Source organism: Pseudomonas sp. Ma2-10 (assembly GCF_054330215.1).
The window spans coordinates 342,757-360,081 of sequence record NZ_JBTEYL010000001.1 but is presented as its reverse complement, the minus strand read 5'-3'; the positions used below and the strand labels follow the sequence as shown (position 1 = coordinate 360,081).

The following is a 17,325-nucleotide window of genomic DNA, read 5'->3' as shown; positions in this document are numbered from 1 at the left end:
AGACCGAAATCAGGGTTTGTGAGATGCAGGTGCGACCAAACGCCACGGAGCACGTTTTAGAGCACCTCGCCATCATGTGACAGGCGCCTCTGGCCTTTTTTCTGCATGCAGAACAACCGTCACGTCAAACCCGCATCATCCGCTCGAACCGAGCTAAGGAAGAATCACCGTGAAAATCAACTGGGCCGAGAAACTGCGGCAGAACGTGCATCAACTGGCCGAGTCTCTGGGCAATCTGTTCGTCGAGACCTTCCACTACCTGGCGCTGTTCGCCATCGGTGCCGTCACCGCGTGGGCGGCGGTGATGGAGTTTTTGCAGATGATCGAGGCAGGGCACATCAAGATCGATGACATCTTGCTGTTGTTCATCTACCTGGAACTGGGGGCGATGGTCGGGATTTATTTCAAGACCAATCACATGCCGGTGCGCTTCCTGATCTACGTGGCGATCACCGCGTTGACGCGACTGCTGATCTCCAACGTCTCGCACCACAATCCGCCAGACCTTGGGATCATCTACCTGTGCGGCGGGATTCTGCTGCTGGCATTTGCGATTCTGGTGGTGCGTTACGCCTCGTCGCAATTCCCTTCGGTGAAAATCGAACACCCGCAACGCAAGATCGGTGCGGGTTCCGGTGAGCATCCCGACGTGGAGAAGGGCGAGCTTTAAAGCCCCATGGCTGACCGGCTGTGGCCCTTGATGTGGGGCGGCGGCAGGTTACGGTTGCAATTGTCGCCGTCGGTCATGGCTTCGAGGATGGCCACGGCGCTGTGCCCCTGTTCGATGGCAATGCCGAATTGAATGCTTTGCACCAGGCGTTTGAGGCGCTGGGGGTCATTGCGTTGTTCCGCGCTGATCATCCGTTTGGCGACCACATGACCGCTGTTGGACAGGGTCAGCATGATGCTGCCATCCAGACCCTGAATGCTCAGGTTGATCTGATAGTCCGGTGCAAAAGCATCGGTAATGAGCTGAAAAGGATTGTCCATGATGCGTTACCGCCTGATTGAACGTGCAGTTGTTGACCCGCCGTGATCGGGATTAGTTCGCAACACCAGACCATCGGCATTCCATGTTCCTGGACTTTCACCCGTGCAACGTAGGCGCTGCCGAAGGCTGCTCCATAGGCACAGCAAAGGGCATGCCGGAAAAATTGTCGAACAATAGACACGGCAAAAACAGAGGCGGGCACTACAGCCCGCCTTCTTTTTATCTGCCCGTTTCAGGGCATGAATGAGTAGATGATCGCAGACAGTGCAATCAAACCGATCAACACTACGAACACGTTCGAGGCCTGACCTGAGTACTGGCGCAAGGCTGGCACTCGACGGATGGCGTACATCGGTCATCGTTTGGCGTCGTTATTGTTCTTGCTCGGGCTCACGTGTTGCGGGCGGTCAGGGAATGCTCCTCAGCATTCCACCCAGCTAACAGCCAGGCCGCCCCGTGAAGTCTCTTTGTATTTGTCGTGCATGTCGGCGCCGGTATCGCGCATGGTGCGGATGACCCGGTCCAGGGAAATGAAGTGTTTGCCGTCGCCGCGCAGGGCCATTTGCGTGGCGTTGATCGCTTTCACGGCGGCAATCGCATTGCGCTCGATGCACGGCACTTGCACCAGGCCGCCAACCGGGTCGCAGGTCAGGCCGAGGTTGTGTTCCAGGCCGATTTCGGCGGCGTTTTCCAGTTGCTCGGGCGTGGCGCCGAGCACGTCTGCCAGCCCGGCGGCGGCCATGGCGCAGGCGGAGCCCACTTCGCCCTGGCAGCCAACTTCGGCGCCGGAGATAGACGCGTTTTTCTTGCAGAGAATGCCTACAGCCGCAGCGCCCAAAAAGAACGCCACCACGTCATCGTCCGACGCGTCCGGGTTAAATTTCATGTAGTAATGCAGCACTGCCGGAATGATCCCCGCCGCGCCGTTGGTCGGCGCCGTGACCATGCGCCCGCCCGCTGCGTTTTCCTCGTTCACGGCGAGGGCAAACAGGTTGACCCACTCCATGGCCGACAGCGTGGAGGTGATGACATTCGGCTTGCCGATTTCCAGCAGGCTGCGGTGCAATTTCGCCGCGCGACGCGGAACATTCAGACCGCCGGGCAGGATGCCTTCATGGCGCAGCCCTTGCTCGACGCATTCGCGCATCACCGACCAAATGTGCAGTAGCCCCTGACGGATTTCGGCTTCGCTGCGCCAGGCCAGTTCATTGGCCATCATCAACTCGGAAACGCGCAGACCGTGCAGGTTGCAGAGCCTGAGCAGTTCGGCGGCGCTGGAAAAATCATACGGCAGCACTACCTCGCTGATTGGCGCGATGCCGGACTCGGCTTCGGCCGCTTCGATGATGAAACCGCCACCAATCGAATAGTACGTTTGCTCCCACAACTCACCGGTTTCGCCAAAGGCTGTCAGGGACATCGCATTGGGGTGATAGGGCAGGCTCTCGTCGAGCAGCAGGAGGTCGCGTTGCCAGTTGAAGGCGATGGTGGTTTTGCCCGCCAGAGACAGTTCGCCGGTTTCGCGCAGGGTCTGGACTCGACTGTCGATGGACGTGGGATCGATGCTGTCCGGCCACTCGCCCATCAGACCCATGACGCAGGCGCGGTCGGTGGCGTGACCGACGCCGGTCGCCGACAGCGAGCCATAAAGTCGGATTTCTACCCGCCGTACGTCAGCCAGCAATTGTTGGTCAATCAGGGCTTGGGCGAAGGTCGCGGCGGCGCGCATTGGGCCGACGGTATGGGAACTGGACGGACCGATGCCGACTTTGAAGAGATCGAAAACACTGATAGCCATGCTAAAGCCTATACACGCAATGGAAGAGGAATCGCTGCCATTTTTGTAGGACAAGCGCAATGTCGGCGATACTGCCTACCTCGGTCCTACGTGACCAACGAAACTTCCTAAGACAGCCTTTAGCAGGACTAAACAATGAGTCGCCAATTGCACGCCCAGACTTACGTCTGGCTGCACGTGTTTTCCTGTGCCGCGCGGCACTTGTCATTCACCCGTTGCGCCGAAGAACTGCACATCACGCCGGGTGCGGTCAGTCAGCAAATACGACAGCTGGAAGAGCGGCTGGGTTTTCGCTTGTTTCACCGTCGTGCTCGGGGTGTGGAATTGAGTGCCGAAGGCCAGCGACTGGCCATCACGGTCAACGAGGCTTACGGCAGCATCGATGCGGAATTGCGACGACTGGACGCCGGAATGATTAGCGGGATTTTGCGGGTGCGCTCGATTCCATCGTTCCTGAGTAAATGGCTGACACCACGACTGCCACGTTTGCAGCAGCGCTTTCCGGACATTCAATTGCGCCTGGTGGCTGAGGACAGCAGCGTGCCATTACACGAAGGCGACTTCGATTTGGCCATCGACCTGAATGACGGCAGCTATCCCGGTTTGTTATCGACAACCTTGCTCGACGAGCAGATCTTCCCGGTCTGCGCCCCAAGCCTGTTGCGCGGCCGGCCGCCGCTGCATGGCCCGGCGGACCTGATGCATTTCCCATTGCTGCACGACATCACCGCCTGGCGCGGCAGTTACGAGTATGCAGAGTGGGAGTTCTACCTCAATACCATCGGCTTCGAAGGTGCGGACGTGCGGCGCGGGCACACCTTCAATCGCAATCACCTGACTATCGAAGCGGCGATTGCCGGGATGGGCGTGGCAATTGCGCGACGAACCTTGCTGAACGATGAGTTGGAGCGTGGGACGTTGATCGTGCCGTTTGGCTTGGCGGTGCCCAATCACAAGCGTTACGTGCTGCTCTATGCGCCGGGGGCGCTGAGCCATCCGGGCGTGCGTGCGGTGCATGACTGGCTGGTGGAAGAGGCGGGGATTTTTCGAAGCCTGCATCCGCTGGCGGAGCGGCAGATGTGAGCAATTGTGACAAAAGAGTCAGGCGACCAAACTCCCGACAGTAACAGCGCTTTTGCTCCTTGTCCGGCTTTTTTTGCGTATGAAAATTTATCTTTTTCTAGGGGTTGAATTGTTCTGCGAGCAGACCGATTGTGTAAGTAAGAGGACACGGTGATGACGCCCACGTGCCAGCCGATGTGCCTCTCGCGAGCTAGCTGAAATAAGGGATGAACTATGCAAATCCAAGTCAACAGCGATAACCATATTCAAAGCAGCATCCGACTGGAGGAGTGGGTACGTACTACCATTGAGAGCACGCTTGAACGTTATGAAGAGGATCTGACACGCGTCGAGGTTCATCTGCGGGATGAGAACGGCGACAAGCCCGGTCCCCATGACATGCGCTGTCAGCTGGAAGCTCGGCCAAAAGGCCACCAACCGATTTCTGTGACCCATAAAGCCGCAAGCCTGGAACTGGCGATCGACGGTGCGGCCGAAAAACTTGAACATGCGCTTGAGCACCTGTTCGGCAAACTGCGGGGCAAACCACGTGCCGCTGTGGTGCCGTTCGAGAGAGTCGCTGCCGATGCGTTGCTGGAAGACGAGTTTCTCGAGAACGAACAGGCTGTACAAAACGGTTGAAGCCTGATTAATTTTTTACCTTTTCACCGACAAACGGGTCTGCTTATGCAGGCCCGTTCTTGTTTGTGCTGACTGACCGCTGACGGCAGTAACACCGACTCCGTCGGATCTATTTTGCATATGAGAATATTTATCATTAGTATTGCGATCTTGTTAGCCCCGTGACGTTCACGAGGCTTCACCCGTTTCAAGGTCGAAACATGAAAGGCAAAATCGCTGCGCTCCCCGTTTCCTACCGACTGGCCGTCACTTCCCGAGTGTTGGCCGCCGTGCTGGGGGGGTACTTCGTCGCGGCATTGGCCAGTGTCAGCCTGACGATGTGGCTGCCCATGGCTCGTGGCGAAGCGGTGGTCGCCGGGATGATGACCTCGTTTCTGGTGTATCTGGTCGCCGTGCTCTGGTGCTTTGCCTGTCGCAGTGCGTGGCACGCCTGGTTCGGATTGATCGTGCCAAGCGTGGTTTTGGCGGCGGTGTCGGGGCTGGCTTACTGGATGGGGCACTCATGAAAGAGGGCTTTCGACAGGCCATGGCCTGGTTGCACACCTGGGCCGGGTTGATCTTTGGCTGGCTGCTGTTCGCGATTTTCCTGACCGGCACTCTCGCCTACTTCAAGGATGAGATCAGCCACTGGATGCAGCCGGAAATCCCCGCCCGTTCGCTGTCCTCCGAAGCCACTCTGACCCTGGCCCAGCACTACCTTGAACGGCACGCTGCGGGCGCCTCGCGATGGCTCATCGATTTACCGGATGCTCGCGAACCCGGGCTGTCGGTGAGGTGGCAGCAAGCATCGGCGAAGCCCGGCGTGCGCGGTCAGTTCACCGAAAAACTCCTCGATCCGCAAACCGGCGCAGAAGTGCAGGGCCGGGACACACGCGGTGGCGAGTTCTTTTACCGCTTCCACTTTCAACTGCAGATGCCCTACCCGTGGGGGCGCTGGCTGTCGACGATCGCAGCGATGGTGATGTTCGTCGCGCTGATCAGCGGGATCATCACCCACAAGAAAATCTTCAAGGACTTCTTCACCTTCCGCCCGCGCAAGGGCCAGCGCTCCTGGCTCGACGGGCACAACGCGGTGGGTGTTCTGGTGTTGCCCTTTCATTTGATGATCACTTACAGCAGCCTGGTGATTTTCATGTCGATGGTGATGCCAGCGAGCATCCTTGCCGCGTACAAAGGTGATGTCGAGGCGTTTTACGATGAGGTGTTTACGGCGTCCAGTTCGCCCGAAATGGCAGGCAAGCCGGGCCAGTTGATTCCGTTGGCACCGCTGCTGGAACGGGCCACCGAGCAGTGGTCGGGCGGACGAACCGGGTGGCTGACAGTGAACAATCCGGGTGATGCGAATGCCTCGGTGATTCTTGCGCGTGACGGCGCCGACCGAGTGGTCCACGACTTTGGCAACGCGTTGACATTCAATGGCGTGACCGGGCAACTCCTCAGCGCAACGCCCAAGCAAGCATTGCCAATGGCCATTGCCGGCGGTTTCTACGGCTTGCACATGGGCCATTTCGCCGGCCCGGTATTGCGCTGGCTGTACTTCATTTTTGGCTTGGCGGGCACCGCGATGATCGGAACCGGGCTGGTGATCTGGCTCGGCAAGCGTCAGCTCAAACATGCGAAGAGCGCCGTGGTGCCGTTTGAGTTGCGACTGGTAGACATCCTGAATATCGCCAGCATGTCGGGGTTGATGGTCGCGGTGGCGGCGTTCTTCTGGGCCAATCGATTGTTGCCGGTCGGAATGGCCGGGCGGGCGGACTGGGAGGTGAACAGCTTCTTCATCGTCTGGGGCTTGAGTGTGTTGCACGCCATGGTCCGCCGTGGTCGTGCCGCGTGGGTCGAACAGTTGGCGCTGGCGGCGTTGCTGTTCTGTGCGGTGCCGCTGCTGAACGCACTGACCACGCCTTATCACTTGGGCGTCACGCTGATTCAGGGCGATTGGGCCATGGCCGGTTTCGATCTGACGTGCCTGGGCAGTGGTCTGTTTTTCGCGTGGGCTGCGTGGAAAATGCAGCGCGCGGGGCAGACTGGACTCGTCACCCGAGCGCGGGCGAAATCGATAATGCTTGAGCAAGAGGCGCACTGAATGTTCCTGGCGTTGTTGCTGTGCTATGGCGGTTTCACCGCGCTCTGTTTATCGATGGATCGCAAGCATGCCGAACTGTTGGGGCGCAAGTCCTCGGCCCGTCGCCGCCAGGGAATGAAACTCAGTGGCTGGTTGTTGCTGGCGTTATCGCTGTGGGCTGCGGTGTCGTCGACGGGCTGGGGACGTGGATTGGTCGAGTGGTTTGCGGTGTTGATGCTCAGCGCTTTGCTGCTGGTGTTGTTGATGCCGTATCGCCCGCGCCTGGCCCTGGTGTTGGCCGGATTGAGTCTACTCACCAGTCCCGTCGCCGTGTTTGCAAAGGGCTGACCCGATGATCACCCGTCCACCGGAATCCGATGACGATGAACATCGCGGTGCGCGTGCGCATTTCCTGCGGGTGTTCCTTTCCCAGCGTTCGCAAATGGAAGCGCTGGTGAGCCGACGAGTTGGGTGTCGGGCGACGGCCGCGGATCTGGTGCAGGACTTGTTCCTGCGCTTCTGGCGTCGACCGCTGGTGCAGGTCGAAGAGCTCAGCACTTACCTGTTGCGTTGCGCCGGCAATATCGCCATCGACCATTTGCGCAGCGAAGGCACGCGGGTGCGGGTCAACGAGGGCTGGATACCGGATCAACCGGACAGCCACGGCAGCGAACCGCAAGCCGCGTTGGAGGCGGGTAACGACTTGCGTCACGTCGAAGCGGCGTTGCGTGCGCTGCCTGAGCGTACACGGCAGATTTTTTTGCTCAACCGTATTCACGGGCGCAAATACGCCGACATCGCGAAGGTCATGGCTTTGTCCCAAAGCGCCGTGGAAAAACATATGATGCGCGCCCTCGAGGCTTGCAAGGCCAGCCTGCGGGAACCCGATCCGCGCACGCCAGGGAAAGCACTGTGAACAACACCGAACGCGTCATCCCGACGCCTGCTCAGGAGCAGGCGGCCTTCGCCTGGCTAAGTCTGTTGCATGACCAGCCCAGCAGCGGCGATCAGGCCACCTTCAGTCATTGGTTACAGGCCGACCCCGCCCATGCCGAGGCTTACGCCCAGGCGCAAGGGGTGTGGGCGTTGACCGAAACACCGGCCCGAACGCTGGCCGATGAAGACGCGTTTGCCTTGCAGGGTTACCTCAACGCCATGAATCGCTCGCGCCGTACCCGTGTTCGGCGTTGGGCCGGTGCGTTGGCGATGGCCGCGTGTCTGGTGCTGATGATCGGCGTCGGTGCTGGCTGGCACCCGTCGCGCTGGGTGGATGATCTGGGCGCGGACTATGTGTCGGCACCGGGGGAAATTCGCACCGTCACGTTGGCGGATCAGTCGCAAGTCACGCTTGATGCTGACAGCGCGATTGCGGTGGATTTCAGTCGTGGCGAGCGGCGCGTTCAACTGCGGCGCGGCGCTGGATTTTTCAGCGTGACCCACACCGGCGAGCCGTTTGTGGTGGACGCTGAAAAAGGCCAGGTGCGGGTGCTGGGGACTCAGTTCGAAGTGCGTCTGCAACCGCACGGCGCTCAGGTCACGGTGTTGTCCGGACGGGTGGGTGTGACGGCGGACAAACACGCCGCGCAACAAATCCTCATCGCTGGCCAGCAAGTGGCCTATGGCGAGGGGTCGGCGGAAAAACTCCATGCGATCGACAGCGAAGCGCAATTGGCGTGGCGTCAGGGATGGCTCAATTACTACAAAATGACACTCGCCGACGTGGTGCAAGACCTTGGGCGTTATTACCCAGGACGGATTGTGCTGCTCAACGATGAACTCGCGGCGCGGCGGGTCAGTGGCAGCTTTGCGAGCAAGGATCCGCAAGCGGTGTTGAGTTCGTTGCAGGGGGTGTTGGGGTTTGAGCAACGCAAGGTTTTGGGGCATCTGATTATTTTGCGTTGAGGCAATGCTAAATTTTTTTCACAATTTTGGTGAGGTAAACCCCAGCGCCATCCGTGTAGTGACTGAAACTGCGAGTCATTCGCATCCAGTAGGTTCTACACAGGTCATGAGCAATGAAGTCCAGGGCAAAGTCGGGTTCGGTCAAACAATGGTTGGGTACGTGTGCCTTGAGCTTTTCGGCGTTGGCATTGCTGCCGTTGAGTGTGGCGGTGGCGGCTGAGGCCGGCAGTGCCCGACAGAGTGCGCAGTTCAGCTTCGCAATGGCGGCCAAACCGCTGCCTCAGGCCTTGAGCGACTTCAGTCGGATCACCGGCGTCAGCGTCATCTACACCGATGAGGCGCCGTACGGCCTAACCGCCCCGGCGATCAATGGGCAGTTGAGCGCCGAACAGGCAATGCAGCGTTTGCTCAGCGGTTCGGGGTTCACCTTCCGTCGCTCCGACGGCCGCACTTGGGTGCTGGAGCCGTTGCCTACCGAGGGTGCCTTGAACCTGGGCGCGACCACCATCACCTCGGTGGCCGATCAATCCATGAGCTATCAGCCACCGCCCACCAGTTCGGTGATGCGCTCATCGGCCTTGCTTCAGGAAATTGCGCAGACCGTCAACGTGGTTCCGGCTCAGGCCATCCGTGATCAAGCGCCGCGCAATCTGGATGACGCGCTGGCCAACGTCAGCGGTATTACTCAAGGCAACACACTGGCGAGCACTCAGGACTCGGTGATGACTCGCGGTTTCGGCGACAACCGTAACGGCTCGATCATGCGCGACGGCATGCCGATCGTGCAGGGCCGTGGCATGAATGCGACCGTGGACCGGGTCGAAGTGCTCAAGGGCCCGGCCTCGCTTCTTTATGGCATTCAAGACCCGGGCGGCGTGGTCAACATGGTCAGCAAGAAACCCGAGCTTGAGCAGTACAACGCGTTGACCCTGCGTGGCTCGACCTATGGCGACGGCAAAAACGGCAGCGGTGGCGGCCTCGACAGCACTGGCGCGTTGGGTGACTCCGGGTTGGCGTATCGCATGGTCCTGGACCACGAAGACGAAGATTACTGGCGCAACTTCGGTACTCACCGCGAGACATTGGTAGCACCGTCACTGGCCTGGTTCGGCGAAAGTACCAAGCTGCTGTTCTCCTACGAACACCGCGAGTTTCTGACCCCGTTCGACCGCGGCACGATCATCGACCCGCGTGACAACCATCCGCTGGACATCTCCCGCGAGCGTCGCCTCGACGAACCCTTCAACAACATGGAAGGCCGCTCGGACCTGTATCACTTCGAGGCCGATCACGAGCTCAACGACAACTGGAAAGCCCACTTCGGCTACAGCTGGAATCGTGAAACCTACGACGCCAGCCAAGTGCGCATCACCGCCATCGACACCAACAAAGGCACCCTGACCCGCAACATGGACGGCACTCAGAACGCCATCAGCACCGACCGCTTCACCACCGCCAGCCTTGAAGGCAACATCCCGCTCGCGGGGATGAAACATGACCTGGTGTTCGGCGTCGATGATGAGCACCGCAAGATCTACCGCGAAGACCTGATCCGCCAGAAAAGCCTGAGCACCTTCAGTTACGTCAACCCGGTTTACGGCCGTGAAGTCGCCGGGACCACCGTCAGCCCGGCGGACAGCGCGCAGACCGATGAACTGCGCAGCGACTCGATCTTCCTCCAGGACTCGATCCACCTGACCGATCAATGGATTCTGGTGGCCGGCGGGCGCTTCCAGGCATACGACCAGTACGCCGGTAAAGGCGTGCCGTTCAAGGCCAACACCGACAGCAACGGCCAGAAATGGGTGCCTCGCGCCGGTCTGGTGTATCGCTACACCGATGAATTGTCGTTCTATGGCAGCTACACCGAGTCGTTCAAACCCAACTCGACCATCGCACCCTTGAGCGGCAGCAGCACTGTGCTGGACGGCAGCGTTGCGCCGGAAGAAGCCAAGTCTTGGGAAATCGGCGTCAAGCTGGATATGCCGGGTCGCGTGACGGGTAACGTCGCGCTGTTCGACATCAAAAAACGTAACGTGCTGGTGGCCAATTCTGAAGGTCCCGTGACGGTCTACAGCGCCGCCGGTGAAGTGCGTTCCCGTGGTCTGGAAGTGGACCTGAGCGGTCAACTGAGTGATCGCTGGAGCATGATCGGCAGCTATGCCTACACCGACGCCGAAGTCACCGACGACCCGACCTACAAAGGCAAAAAACTGCAAAACGTAGCGAAGCATAGTGGCTCGCTGTCGGCGGTTTATGACGTTGGCACCATCGTCGGGGGGGATCAGTTGCGGCTTGGCGCGGGTGCGCGTTATGTCGGTGAGCGAGCGGGTAATGCCGTGAACGATTTCGACTTACCGAGCTACACCGTGGCGGATGCATTCGCCACTTACGACACCAAAGTCGAAGGGCAGCAGGTCAAGTTCCAGCTCAACGTGAAGAACGTGTTTGACCGAACCTACTACACCTCGGCGGCGAGTCGGTTCTTTGTGTCGATGGGGGAGTCGCGGCAGATTTCGCTTTCGAGCACGTTGGCGTTCTGAGGCGGCGTTAGCGCAAAAACGCCTGGCGATACCCGCCGGGCGTTGCGCCCAATGCCTGCCGAAACCGATGGGTGAAATGACTCGCACTGGCAAAGCCGCACGCCAACGCAATCTCCCCCAGCGGCTGCGACGTCGAACGCAACAACTCCCGCGCCCGGCTCAGTCGCCGTGCCAATACATACTGATGCGGCGGCAACCCAAAGCTCTCGCGAAACATCCGAGCAAAGTGGTATTCGGATAGCGCACACAACGCCGCCAACTGGCCCAAGCTGATGGCCTCGGCCAACTGAGTGTCGATGAACGCCACCAATTGCCGTCGCTGATGCGCAGCCAATCCACCTTTAAGCCGCAAGCCCTCACGCATTCCAACCTGACCGAGCAAAACGTGGCTGAGCATTTCATGGGCCAGGCTGCTGGTGAGCACGCGTTCGCCGGGCTCGTCCCAGTTGAGTGTGAGCATTTGCCGAAAGCGCCGGGCTTGCGCCGGGTCGTCCAGAAAGGTGGCTTCGCGCAGTTGCAGCTCGCGAGGTTCGCGGTCCAGCAAAGTAACGCAGCCGAGGGCGAATTGTTCGGGGCTGAAATACACGTGGGCCAGGCGAATGTCGCCGTTGATCACCCAGCCCGATTGATGCTCGGCCGGCAGGATGCACAGCTTGTCGGGGCCGCCCTTGGTGCCGGGCTGGTCGCGGCGAAACGTGCCGGTGCCGCCGGCGATGTAACAGGACAGGGTGTGATGACTCGGCGCTTCGTAGTCCTGGGCGTCGTGATGGTTGCTCCACAAAGCCGCAGCCATGCCGTCACCGAGCTCGGCGCTGTGCTCCAGGCGAGCATTGGGCGAGCGGTTGAGGGCTTGAAAGACTTGCAGGGTTTGCAGTGCGGCCATGATTGGTTCTCTCCGACGCCTTGCATCCTACTCCGTAGCCGTTCTGCTGCCAGCCTGTGGCCCGACAAAAGCGCAAGTTTATGCAAGTGCGAAAGGCCTGGGCGCAGGACACTGAAGGCCTATCCAGGAGTCTTTGTCATGAACCTTTCGTTGTATCTGCTGACCGTGCTGATCTGGGGCACCACCTGGATTGCCTTGAAATGGCAATTGGGCGTGGTGGCGATTCCGGTGTCGATCGTCTATCGCTTCGGCCTCGCCGCGTTGGTGCTGTTCGTGATGCTGCTGCTGAGTCGCCGCCTGCAAGTGATGAACCGTCGCGGGCATTTGATCTGCGTGGCGCAGGGATTGTGCCTGTTCTGCATCAACTTCATGTGTTTTCTGACCGCCAGCCAGTGGATCCCCAGCGGTTTGGTCGCGGTGGTGTTTTCTACCGCCACGTTGTGGAACGCACTCAATGCTCGCGTGTTCTTCGGCCAGAAAGTCGCTCGCAATGTGCTGATGGGGGGGGCGCTGGGGCTGCTTGGGCTTGGCCTATTGTTCTGGCCTGAGGTGGCGGGCCACACCGCGAGCCCGCAAACCTTGCTCGGGTTGGGCTTGGCATTGCTCGGCACCCTGTGTTTCTCGGCCGGTAATATGCTGTCGAGTTTGCAGCAGAAGGCGGGGCTGAAGCCGCTGACCACCAACGCCTGGGGCATGGCTTATGGCGCGGCGATGTTGTCGGTTTGGTGCCTGGTCAAGGGCATTCCGTTCGACATGGAATGGAATGCGCGCTACATCGGCTCGCTGCTGTACCTGGTCATTCCGGGTTCGGTGATCGGTTTCACTGCCTACCTGACGTTGGTCGGACGGATGGGGCCGGAACGCGCAGCTTATTGCACCGTACTGTTCCCCATCGTGGCGCTGAACGTGTCGGCGTATGCCGAAGGCTATCAATGGACCGCGCCCGCCTTGATGGGTTTGGTACTGGTGATGCTGGGCAATGTGCTGGTGTTTCGTAAGCCCAAGGCGTCGATAGTGCAAGGGAGCGGCAAACTGGCGTGAAGGTGTGGTTAATCGAACGCTGACACTTCAGCGTTCGATTTTGAGCACGATGTAAATCAGCAGTGGAAACATGAAGTCTACGACGTGTCGGGCCCAATCCTTGGCGTTCCAGAGTGCAGATTCATCCATGTTGAACCATTCGGTGCCGATCACTTGTAGGCAGATGTAATAGACAAAAAGGCCAATCAATAAACCGACGATCGCAAACTTCTTCGCTTCGTGAAAAGCGGCTGCAGGTGTATTGATGTTTCGATAAAGATGGTAGGTGCCCAGCAGGCAGAACGCCGTGTAAATAACTTCCAAAGTGATAATTAACCAATAAATGCGGTGGTGGAGCATGGGCGAAGTGATCGCTCTGTAGCTCAGGTTCAGGTTTTCTCGGGTGGTGTCCATGCTGAGAATATGGCCGACGTATTCGTAATTGGATGGGTAGTCGGTAACGTTGCTGTACATCACCATTAAGCCAAAGAAGCTTATATAGGTCATTAGTATTACTTTGCTGTATCTAATCAGTTTGTCGGTCGTAAGGTCGTTCAAGGTAGGGGCTCTCCATAACTAAAGTCCGTCAGTTTGACTAAGTAATGGGAGTCTATAGTGCGTGTGTTTTTTGTAGCAGTGAACTGAATGACAAGGTGTGTATTTCACGGGCAGGCGGTTAAAACGCCTGCCCGTTTTAGTTAGTGCTTCCAGACCTGTGGGTTCACCAGATCTTGCGGTCGCTCACCGAGTAAAGCGCTGCGCAAGTTAGCCATTGCACGGTTGGCCATGGCTTCGCGGGTTTCATGAGTCGCCGAGCCGATGTGCGGCAATGTCACCGCGTTTTTCAGTTGGTACAGGGGGGACTCGGTCAGCGGTTCTTTCTCGTAAACGTCCAGCCCGGCACCGCGAATCCGGTTGTTTTGCAGGGCTTCGATCAAGGCGGGTTCGTCCACCACCGGGCCACGGGCAATGTTCACCAGAATCGCGCTTGGTTTCATCAACGCCAGCTCGCGATGGCTGATCAGGTGCCTGGTTTTTTCGCTGAGCGGCACCACCAGGCAGACGAAATCAGCTTCGGCCAGCAGTTGATCAAGGCTGCGCAACTGCGCGCCGAGCGCTTGCTCCAACTCGGTCTTGCGGCTGTTACCGCTATAGATGATCGGCATGTTGAAGCCCAGCCGTCCGCGTCGGGCAATGGCCGCGCCGATGTTGCCCATGCCGACGATGCCCAAGGTTTTGCCGTGTACATCGCAGCCGAACAATGGCGCACCAACGGTGGCTTTCCACTGGCCAGCCTTGGTCCAGGCGTCCAGTTCGGCAACGCGTCGGGCGCTGCTCATGAGCAGGGCGAAGGCCAGGTCGGCGGTGCTTTCGGTGAGGACGTCGGGGGTGTTGGTGAGCATGATCCCGCGTTCGTTGAAGTAGGCGACATCGTAGTTGTCGTAGCCGACCGAGACGCTGGAAACGACTTCCAGTCTCGCGGCGCTCTCCAACTGTGCGCGCCCGAGTTTGCGCCCGACGCCGATCAGGCCATGCGCGTGGGGCAGGGCTTCGTTGAATTGGGCGTTGATGTCGCCGTTTTTCGGGTTCGGCACGATGACGTCGAAGTCTTGCTGCAGGCGTTCGATCATTTCAGGGGTGACGCGGCTGAAGGCGAGGACGGTCTTTTTCATGGGAGGAGGGCTCTCGGCGCAGGTGAATGCCAAGCACGCTAGCATTCTTCCGCGCAGGGGGGCTGGAAATCAGTTCGCCACCCGAACCCCACCCATGCTCCCGCTCAATTCATACGCCACCAATTCCGCCTGATGCGCCGCCAATATCTCCGGCAAGGACCCGCGCAAATACTCGACCCACGTCTTGATCTTCGCATCCAGATACTGCCGCGAAGGATAGATCGCGTACAGATTCAGTTCCTGCGACCGGTAGTTCGGCATCACCCTGACCAGCGTGCCGTTACGCAAACCTTCGATCGCCGCGTACACCGGCAACACGCCAATGCCCATGCCGCTGATGATCGCGGTTTTCATCGCATCAGCCGAGTTCACCAAAAACGGTGAGCTATTGATCGTCACCATTTCCTGGCCTTCCGGGCCGTCAAAGGTCCATTTCTCCAGCGGGATCACCGGGCTCACGAGGCGCAGGCACGCGTGGTTCAGCAAATCGCTGGGCTTGTGTGCGTAGCCGTTGGCTTTCACATACGCGGGCGAGGCGCAAACGATGCTGTAGGTGATGCCCAAACGCTGGGAGACGAAGCCCGAGTCCGGCAGTTCGCTGGCGAGCACGATGGACACGTCGTAGCCCTCGTTCAGCAAGTCGGGCACGCGGTTGGCCATGGTCAGGTCGAACGTGACGTCGGGGTGAGTCTTGCGGTAACGAGCGATGGCGTCGATCACGAAGTGCTGACCGATGCCGGTCATGGTGTGCACTTTGAGCTGCCCGGCCGGGCGGGCGTGGGCGTCGCTGGCTTCGGCTTCGGCTTCTTCGACGTAGGCCAGGATCTGCTCGCAGCGCAATAGGTAGCGCTTGCCGGCCTCGGTCAGGGCGATGCGGCGGGTGGTGCGGTTGAGCAGACGGGTTTGCAGGTGGGCTTCCAGGTTGGAGACCGCGCGCGAAACGTTGGCCGTCGTGGTGTCGAGTTGCACGGCGGCGGCGGTGAAGCTGCCGGCCTCGGCCACGTAACTGAAGGCGCGCATGTTTTGCAAAGTGTCCATGGGGTGCTCTCTAGGCGAATGGCAAATTGTGACACGAAGTTGCTGACTTTCTACAGGCGACGAAAGATGAACCAACGGATTATCGCGTTAACGGTAACAAAGATTCACAGGATTCCTAGCTTATCGCCAACAAAGCCGCCCCCTAGAATTGCGCACCTCAGGAACAACTCCCCCACCTCAGGAAATCGCAGCAGTGCCGCGTCGCATCAACAGAGCGCTTCAGACGTTCAGTGTTTTGGCTTTAACCCTGGCAATCAGCGGCTGCATCGGTACCGCAGGTATTGCCCCGCAGGGCAAGGCGCTGGAGGCCGATTCACTGGCCACCGACGAAGCCATCCAGAACGCTGCACAGGACGCTCACTGGCCCACCGCGCAATGGTGGCAGGCCTATGGCGACCCGCAATTGAACCGCTGGATCGACCTCGCCGTGCAAGGCAGCCCGACCATGCTCATGGCGGCGGCGCGAGTGCGTCAGGCCAAATCCATGGCCGGGGTCGCCGAGTCTGCCGAGTCGCTGCAGATCAATGCTCAATCCACCCTCAAACGCCACAACTGGCCCGCCGATCAGTTCTACGGGCCGGGCGAGTTGGCGAACACCACCACCTGGGACAACAACGCTGCGCTGGGCTTCAGCTACGCCTTAGACCTTTGGGGGCGCGAAAGTAACGCCACCGAGCGCGCCGTCGACATGGCTCACATGAGCGCCGCCGAAGCGCGTCTGGCTCAGCTCGAATTGCAGAACAACATCGTGCGCGCCTACATCGAGCTGTCGTTGCATTACGCGCAACGGGACATCGTCGAGGCGACCTTGAAACAGCAGCAGCAAATTCTCGACCTCGCGCAGAAGCGTCTGAACGGTGGCATCGGCACCCATTTGGAAGTCAGTCAGGCTCAAACGCCGCTGCCGGAAACTCACCGCCAGATCGATGCACGGGACGAAGAAATCGCCCTGAGTCGCAATCAACTCGCTGCCCTGGCAGGCTTTGGTCCGGGGGAAGGCGCGCAGTTGCAGCGGCCAATATTGTCGTTAGGTGCCGCGCTGAAACTGCCGTCGTCGTTGCCCGCGCAGTTGCTCGGGCAACGCCCGGACGTAGTCGCCAGTCGTTGGCAAGTGGCGGCTCAGGCACGGGGTATTGATGTCGCGCACGCTGGTTTTTACCCCAACGTCGACCTGGTCGGCAGCCTCGGCTACATGGCCACCGGCGGTGGAGCGCTGGAGTTTTTGACCGGCAAGAAGCTCAACTACAGCGTAGGCCCGGCGATCTCGTTGCCGATCTTCGACGGCGGCCGGTTGCGCTCGGAGCTAGGCGAGGCCTCGGCTGGTTACGACATCGCCGTGGCCAAGTACAACCAGACGCTGGTCAACGCGCTGAAAAACATTTCCGACCAGTTGATCCGCCGCGAATCCATGGACAAGCAGCACACCTTCGCCGCCGAGTCGGTGGCCACTGCGCAGAAGACTTACGACATTGCGATGATCGCCTACCAGCGCGGGCTCACCGACTACCTCAACGTGCTCAACGCCCAGACCTTGGTGTTCAAACAGCAGCAGGTTCAGCAGCAGGTGCAGGCCGCGCGACTGAGTGCTCATGCTGAACTGGTAACGGCGCTCGGCGGAGGACTGGGCGCGGGTAACGACGTGCCGAAAGACAGCCAGACGCAGGCGCCGAAAACCCCGGCCATTCTCCAAGCCCTCAATCATTGAGCAGGA

General features: G+C 59.6%; 17 protein-coding genes and 1 pseudogene. 11 read left to right on the top strand and 7 right to left on the bottom strand.

Annotation, left to right across the window (positions count from 1 at the left end; genetic code table 11):
* Positions 1–169 precede the first annotated feature (169 nt).
* Entirely contained in the window at positions 170–670 is a 501-nt protein-coding gene (locus ACXPVS_RS01560; protein WP_458508345.1) for a phosphate-starvation-inducible protein PsiE, read from the top strand.
* On the opposite strand, the gene ACXPVS_RS01555 is transcribed toward ACXPVS_RS01560, so the two are convergent.
* The 3 genes and pseudogenes from ACXPVS_RS01555 to ACXPVS_RS01545 all read right to left on the bottom strand — a co-directional run bounded on the left by ACXPVS_RS01555 (position 667) and on the right by ACXPVS_RS01545 (position 2,789).
* Positions 667–990 carry a DUF3509 domain-containing protein gene (locus ACXPVS_RS01555; RefSeq protein ID WP_458508344.1) on the bottom strand — a complete coding sequence of 108 codons (324 nt, stop codon included), beginning with the start codon at positions 988–990 and terminating at the stop codon, positions 667–669. The genes ACXPVS_RS01560 and ACXPVS_RS01555 overlap by 4 nt on opposite strands.
* Before the next feature lie 233 nt (positions 991–1,223).
* Positions 1,224–1,346: pseudogene (locus tag ACXPVS_RS01550) on the bottom strand (HAAAP family serine/threonine permease); the annotation flags it as partial.
* A gap of 66 nt (positions 1,347–1,412) precedes the next feature.
* Positions 1,413–2,789, bottom strand: a complete 1,377-nt coding sequence (locus ACXPVS_RS01545) for an L-serine ammonia-lyase (RefSeq protein ID WP_458508343.1) — start codon at positions 2,787–2,789, stop codon at positions 1,413–1,415.
* Between the two features lie 135 nt (positions 2,790–2,924).
* Here ACXPVS_RS01545 and ACXPVS_RS01540 point away from each other — a divergent pair, with 135 nt between their 5' ends.
* The 8 genes from ACXPVS_RS01540 to ACXPVS_RS01505 all read left to right on the top strand — a co-directional run bounded on the left by ACXPVS_RS01540 (position 2,925) and on the right by ACXPVS_RS01505 (position 11,000).
* The gene (locus tag ACXPVS_RS01540) at positions 2,925–3,872 is read left to right on the top strand and encodes a LysR substrate-binding domain-containing protein (RefSeq protein ID WP_458508342.1); all 948 of its coding nucleotides are present in this window, start codon (positions 2,925–2,927) and stop codon (positions 3,870–3,872) included.
* 213 nt (positions 3,873–4,085) lie between these two features.
* Positions 4,086–4,493, top strand: a complete 408-nt coding sequence (locus tag ACXPVS_RS01535) for an HPF/RaiA family ribosome-associated protein (protein WP_458508341.1) — start codon at positions 4,086–4,088, stop codon at positions 4,491–4,493.
* Between the two features lie 200 nt (positions 4,494–4,693).
* Complete coding sequence (locus tag ACXPVS_RS01530; protein WP_458508340.1) at positions 4,694–4,999, top strand: DUF3649 domain-containing protein; 306 nt, start codon at positions 4,694–4,696, stop codon at positions 4,997–4,999.
* Positions 4,996–6,576 carry a PepSY-associated TM helix domain-containing protein gene (locus ACXPVS_RS01525; protein WP_458508339.1) on the top strand — a complete coding sequence of 527 codons (1,581 nt, stop codon included), beginning with the start codon at positions 4,996–4,998 and terminating at the stop codon, positions 6,574–6,576. Before ACXPVS_RS01530 ends, ACXPVS_RS01525 begins: the two co-directional genes overlap by 4 nt.
* Complete coding sequence (locus ACXPVS_RS01520; protein WP_458508338.1) at positions 6,577–6,903, top strand: DUF3325 domain-containing protein; 327 nt, start codon at positions 6,577–6,579, stop codon at positions 6,901–6,903. It begins immediately after the preceding gene.
* Between the two features lie 4 nt (positions 6,904–6,907).
* Complete coding sequence (locus ACXPVS_RS01515) at positions 6,908–7,471, top strand: RNA polymerase sigma factor (RefSeq protein ID WP_458508337.1); 564 nt, start codon at positions 6,908–6,910, stop codon at positions 7,469–7,471.
* Entirely contained in the window at positions 7,468–8,457 is a 990-nt protein-coding gene (locus ACXPVS_RS01510; protein ID WP_458508336.1) for a FecR family protein, read from the top strand. Before ACXPVS_RS01515 ends, ACXPVS_RS01510 begins: the two co-directional genes overlap by 4 nt.
* Positions 8,458–8,570: 113 nt before the next feature.
* The gene (locus ACXPVS_RS01505) at positions 8,571–11,000 is read left to right on the top strand and encodes a TonB-dependent siderophore receptor (RefSeq protein ID WP_458508335.1); all 2,430 of its coding nucleotides are present in this window, start codon (positions 8,571–8,573) and stop codon (positions 10,998–11,000) included.
* 7 nt (positions 11,001–11,007) lie between these two features.
* On the opposite strand, the gene ACXPVS_RS01500 is transcribed toward ACXPVS_RS01505, so the two are convergent.
* Complete coding sequence (locus ACXPVS_RS01500; protein WP_458508334.1) at positions 11,008–11,883, bottom strand: helix-turn-helix domain-containing protein; 876 nt, start codon at positions 11,881–11,883, stop codon at positions 11,008–11,010.
* Positions 11,884–12,021: 138 nt separating this feature from the next.
* On the opposite strand from ACXPVS_RS01500, the gene ACXPVS_RS01495 reads away from it, so the two are divergent.
* Entirely contained in the window at positions 12,022–12,924 is a 903-nt protein-coding gene (locus ACXPVS_RS01495; protein ID WP_458508333.1) for a DMT family transporter, read from the top strand.
* Between the two features lie 27 nt (positions 12,925–12,951).
* Here ACXPVS_RS01495 and ACXPVS_RS01490 read toward each other — a convergent pair whose 3' ends face one another.
* The 3 genes from ACXPVS_RS01490 to ACXPVS_RS01480 form a co-directional block, all read right to left on the bottom strand.
* Positions 12,952–13,461 carry a DUF2165 family protein gene (locus ACXPVS_RS01490; protein ID WP_458508332.1) on the bottom strand — a complete coding sequence of 170 codons (510 nt, stop codon included), beginning with the start codon at positions 13,459–13,461 and terminating at the stop codon, positions 12,952–12,954.
* 140 nt (positions 13,462–13,601) lie between these two features.
* Positions 13,602–14,576: a 2-hydroxyacid dehydrogenase gene (locus tag ACXPVS_RS01485; protein ID WP_458508331.1), complete on the bottom strand. Its 975-nt coding sequence runs from the start codon at positions 14,574–14,576 to the stop codon at positions 13,602–13,604.
* Between the two features lie 69 nt (positions 14,577–14,645).
* Positions 14,646–15,614 (bottom strand): LysR family transcriptional regulator, encoded by a 969-nt coding sequence (locus tag ACXPVS_RS01480; RefSeq protein ID WP_458508330.1) that lies wholly within the window; start codon positions 15,612–15,614, stop codon positions 14,646–14,648.
* Positions 15,615–15,807: 193 nt separating this feature from the next.
* Here ACXPVS_RS01480 and ACXPVS_RS01475 point away from each other — a divergent pair, with 193 nt between their 5' ends.
* On the top strand, positions 15,808–17,319 hold the full coding sequence (locus ACXPVS_RS01475; protein ID WP_458508329.1) for an efflux transporter outer membrane subunit: 1,512 nt from the start codon (positions 15,808–15,810) through the stop codon (positions 17,317–17,319).
* Positions 17,320–17,325: the final 6 nt, after the last annotated feature.

Bases quoted from the DNA above. Each gene is read 5' to 3' on its own strand.
- ACXPVS_RS01555 (WP_458508344.1), bottom strand. From the start codon at position 990: ATGGACAATCCTTTTCAGCTCATTACCGATGCTTTTGCACCGGACTAT.
- ACXPVS_RS01545 (WP_458508343.1), bottom strand. From the start codon at position 2,789: ATGGCTATCAGTGTTTTCGATCTCTTCAAAGTCGGCATCGGTCCGTCC.
- ACXPVS_RS01540 (WP_458508342.1), top strand. From the start codon at position 2,925: ATGAGTCGCCAATTGCACGCCCAGACTTACGTCTGGCTGCACGTGTTT.
- ACXPVS_RS01535 (WP_458508341.1), top strand. From the start codon at position 4,086: ATGCAAATCCAAGTCAACAGCGATAACCATATTCAAAGCAGCATCCGA.
- ACXPVS_RS01530 (WP_458508340.1), top strand. From the start codon at position 4,694: ATGAAAGGCAAAATCGCTGCGCTCCCCGTTTCCTACCGACTGGCCGTC.
- ACXPVS_RS01525 (WP_458508339.1), top strand. From the start codon at position 4,996: ATGAAAGAGGGCTTTCGACAGGCCATGGCCTGGTTGCACACCTGGGCC.
- ACXPVS_RS01520 (WP_458508338.1), top strand. From the start codon at position 6,577: ATGTTCCTGGCGTTGTTGCTGTGCTATGGCGGTTTCACCGCGCTCTGT.
- ACXPVS_RS01515 (WP_458508337.1), top strand. From the start codon at position 6,908: ATGATCACCCGTCCACCGGAATCCGATGACGATGAACATCGCGGTGCG.
- ACXPVS_RS01505 (WP_458508335.1), top strand. From the start codon at position 8,571: ATGAAGTCCAGGGCAAAGTCGGGTTCGGTCAAACAATGGTTGGGTACG.
- ACXPVS_RS01500 (WP_458508334.1), bottom strand. From the start codon at position 11,883: ATGGCCGCACTGCAAACCCTGCAAGTCTTTCAAGCCCTCAACCGCTCG.
- ACXPVS_RS01495 (WP_458508333.1), top strand. From the start codon at position 12,022: ATGAACCTTTCGTTGTATCTGCTGACCGTGCTGATCTGGGGCACCACC.
- ACXPVS_RS01485 (WP_458508331.1), bottom strand. From the start codon at position 14,576: ATGAAAAAGACCGTCCTCGCCTTCAGCCGCGTCACCCCTGAAATGATC.
- ACXPVS_RS01480 (WP_458508330.1), bottom strand. From the start codon at position 15,614: ATGGACACTTTGCAAAACATGCGCGCCTTCAGTTACGTGGCCGAGGCC.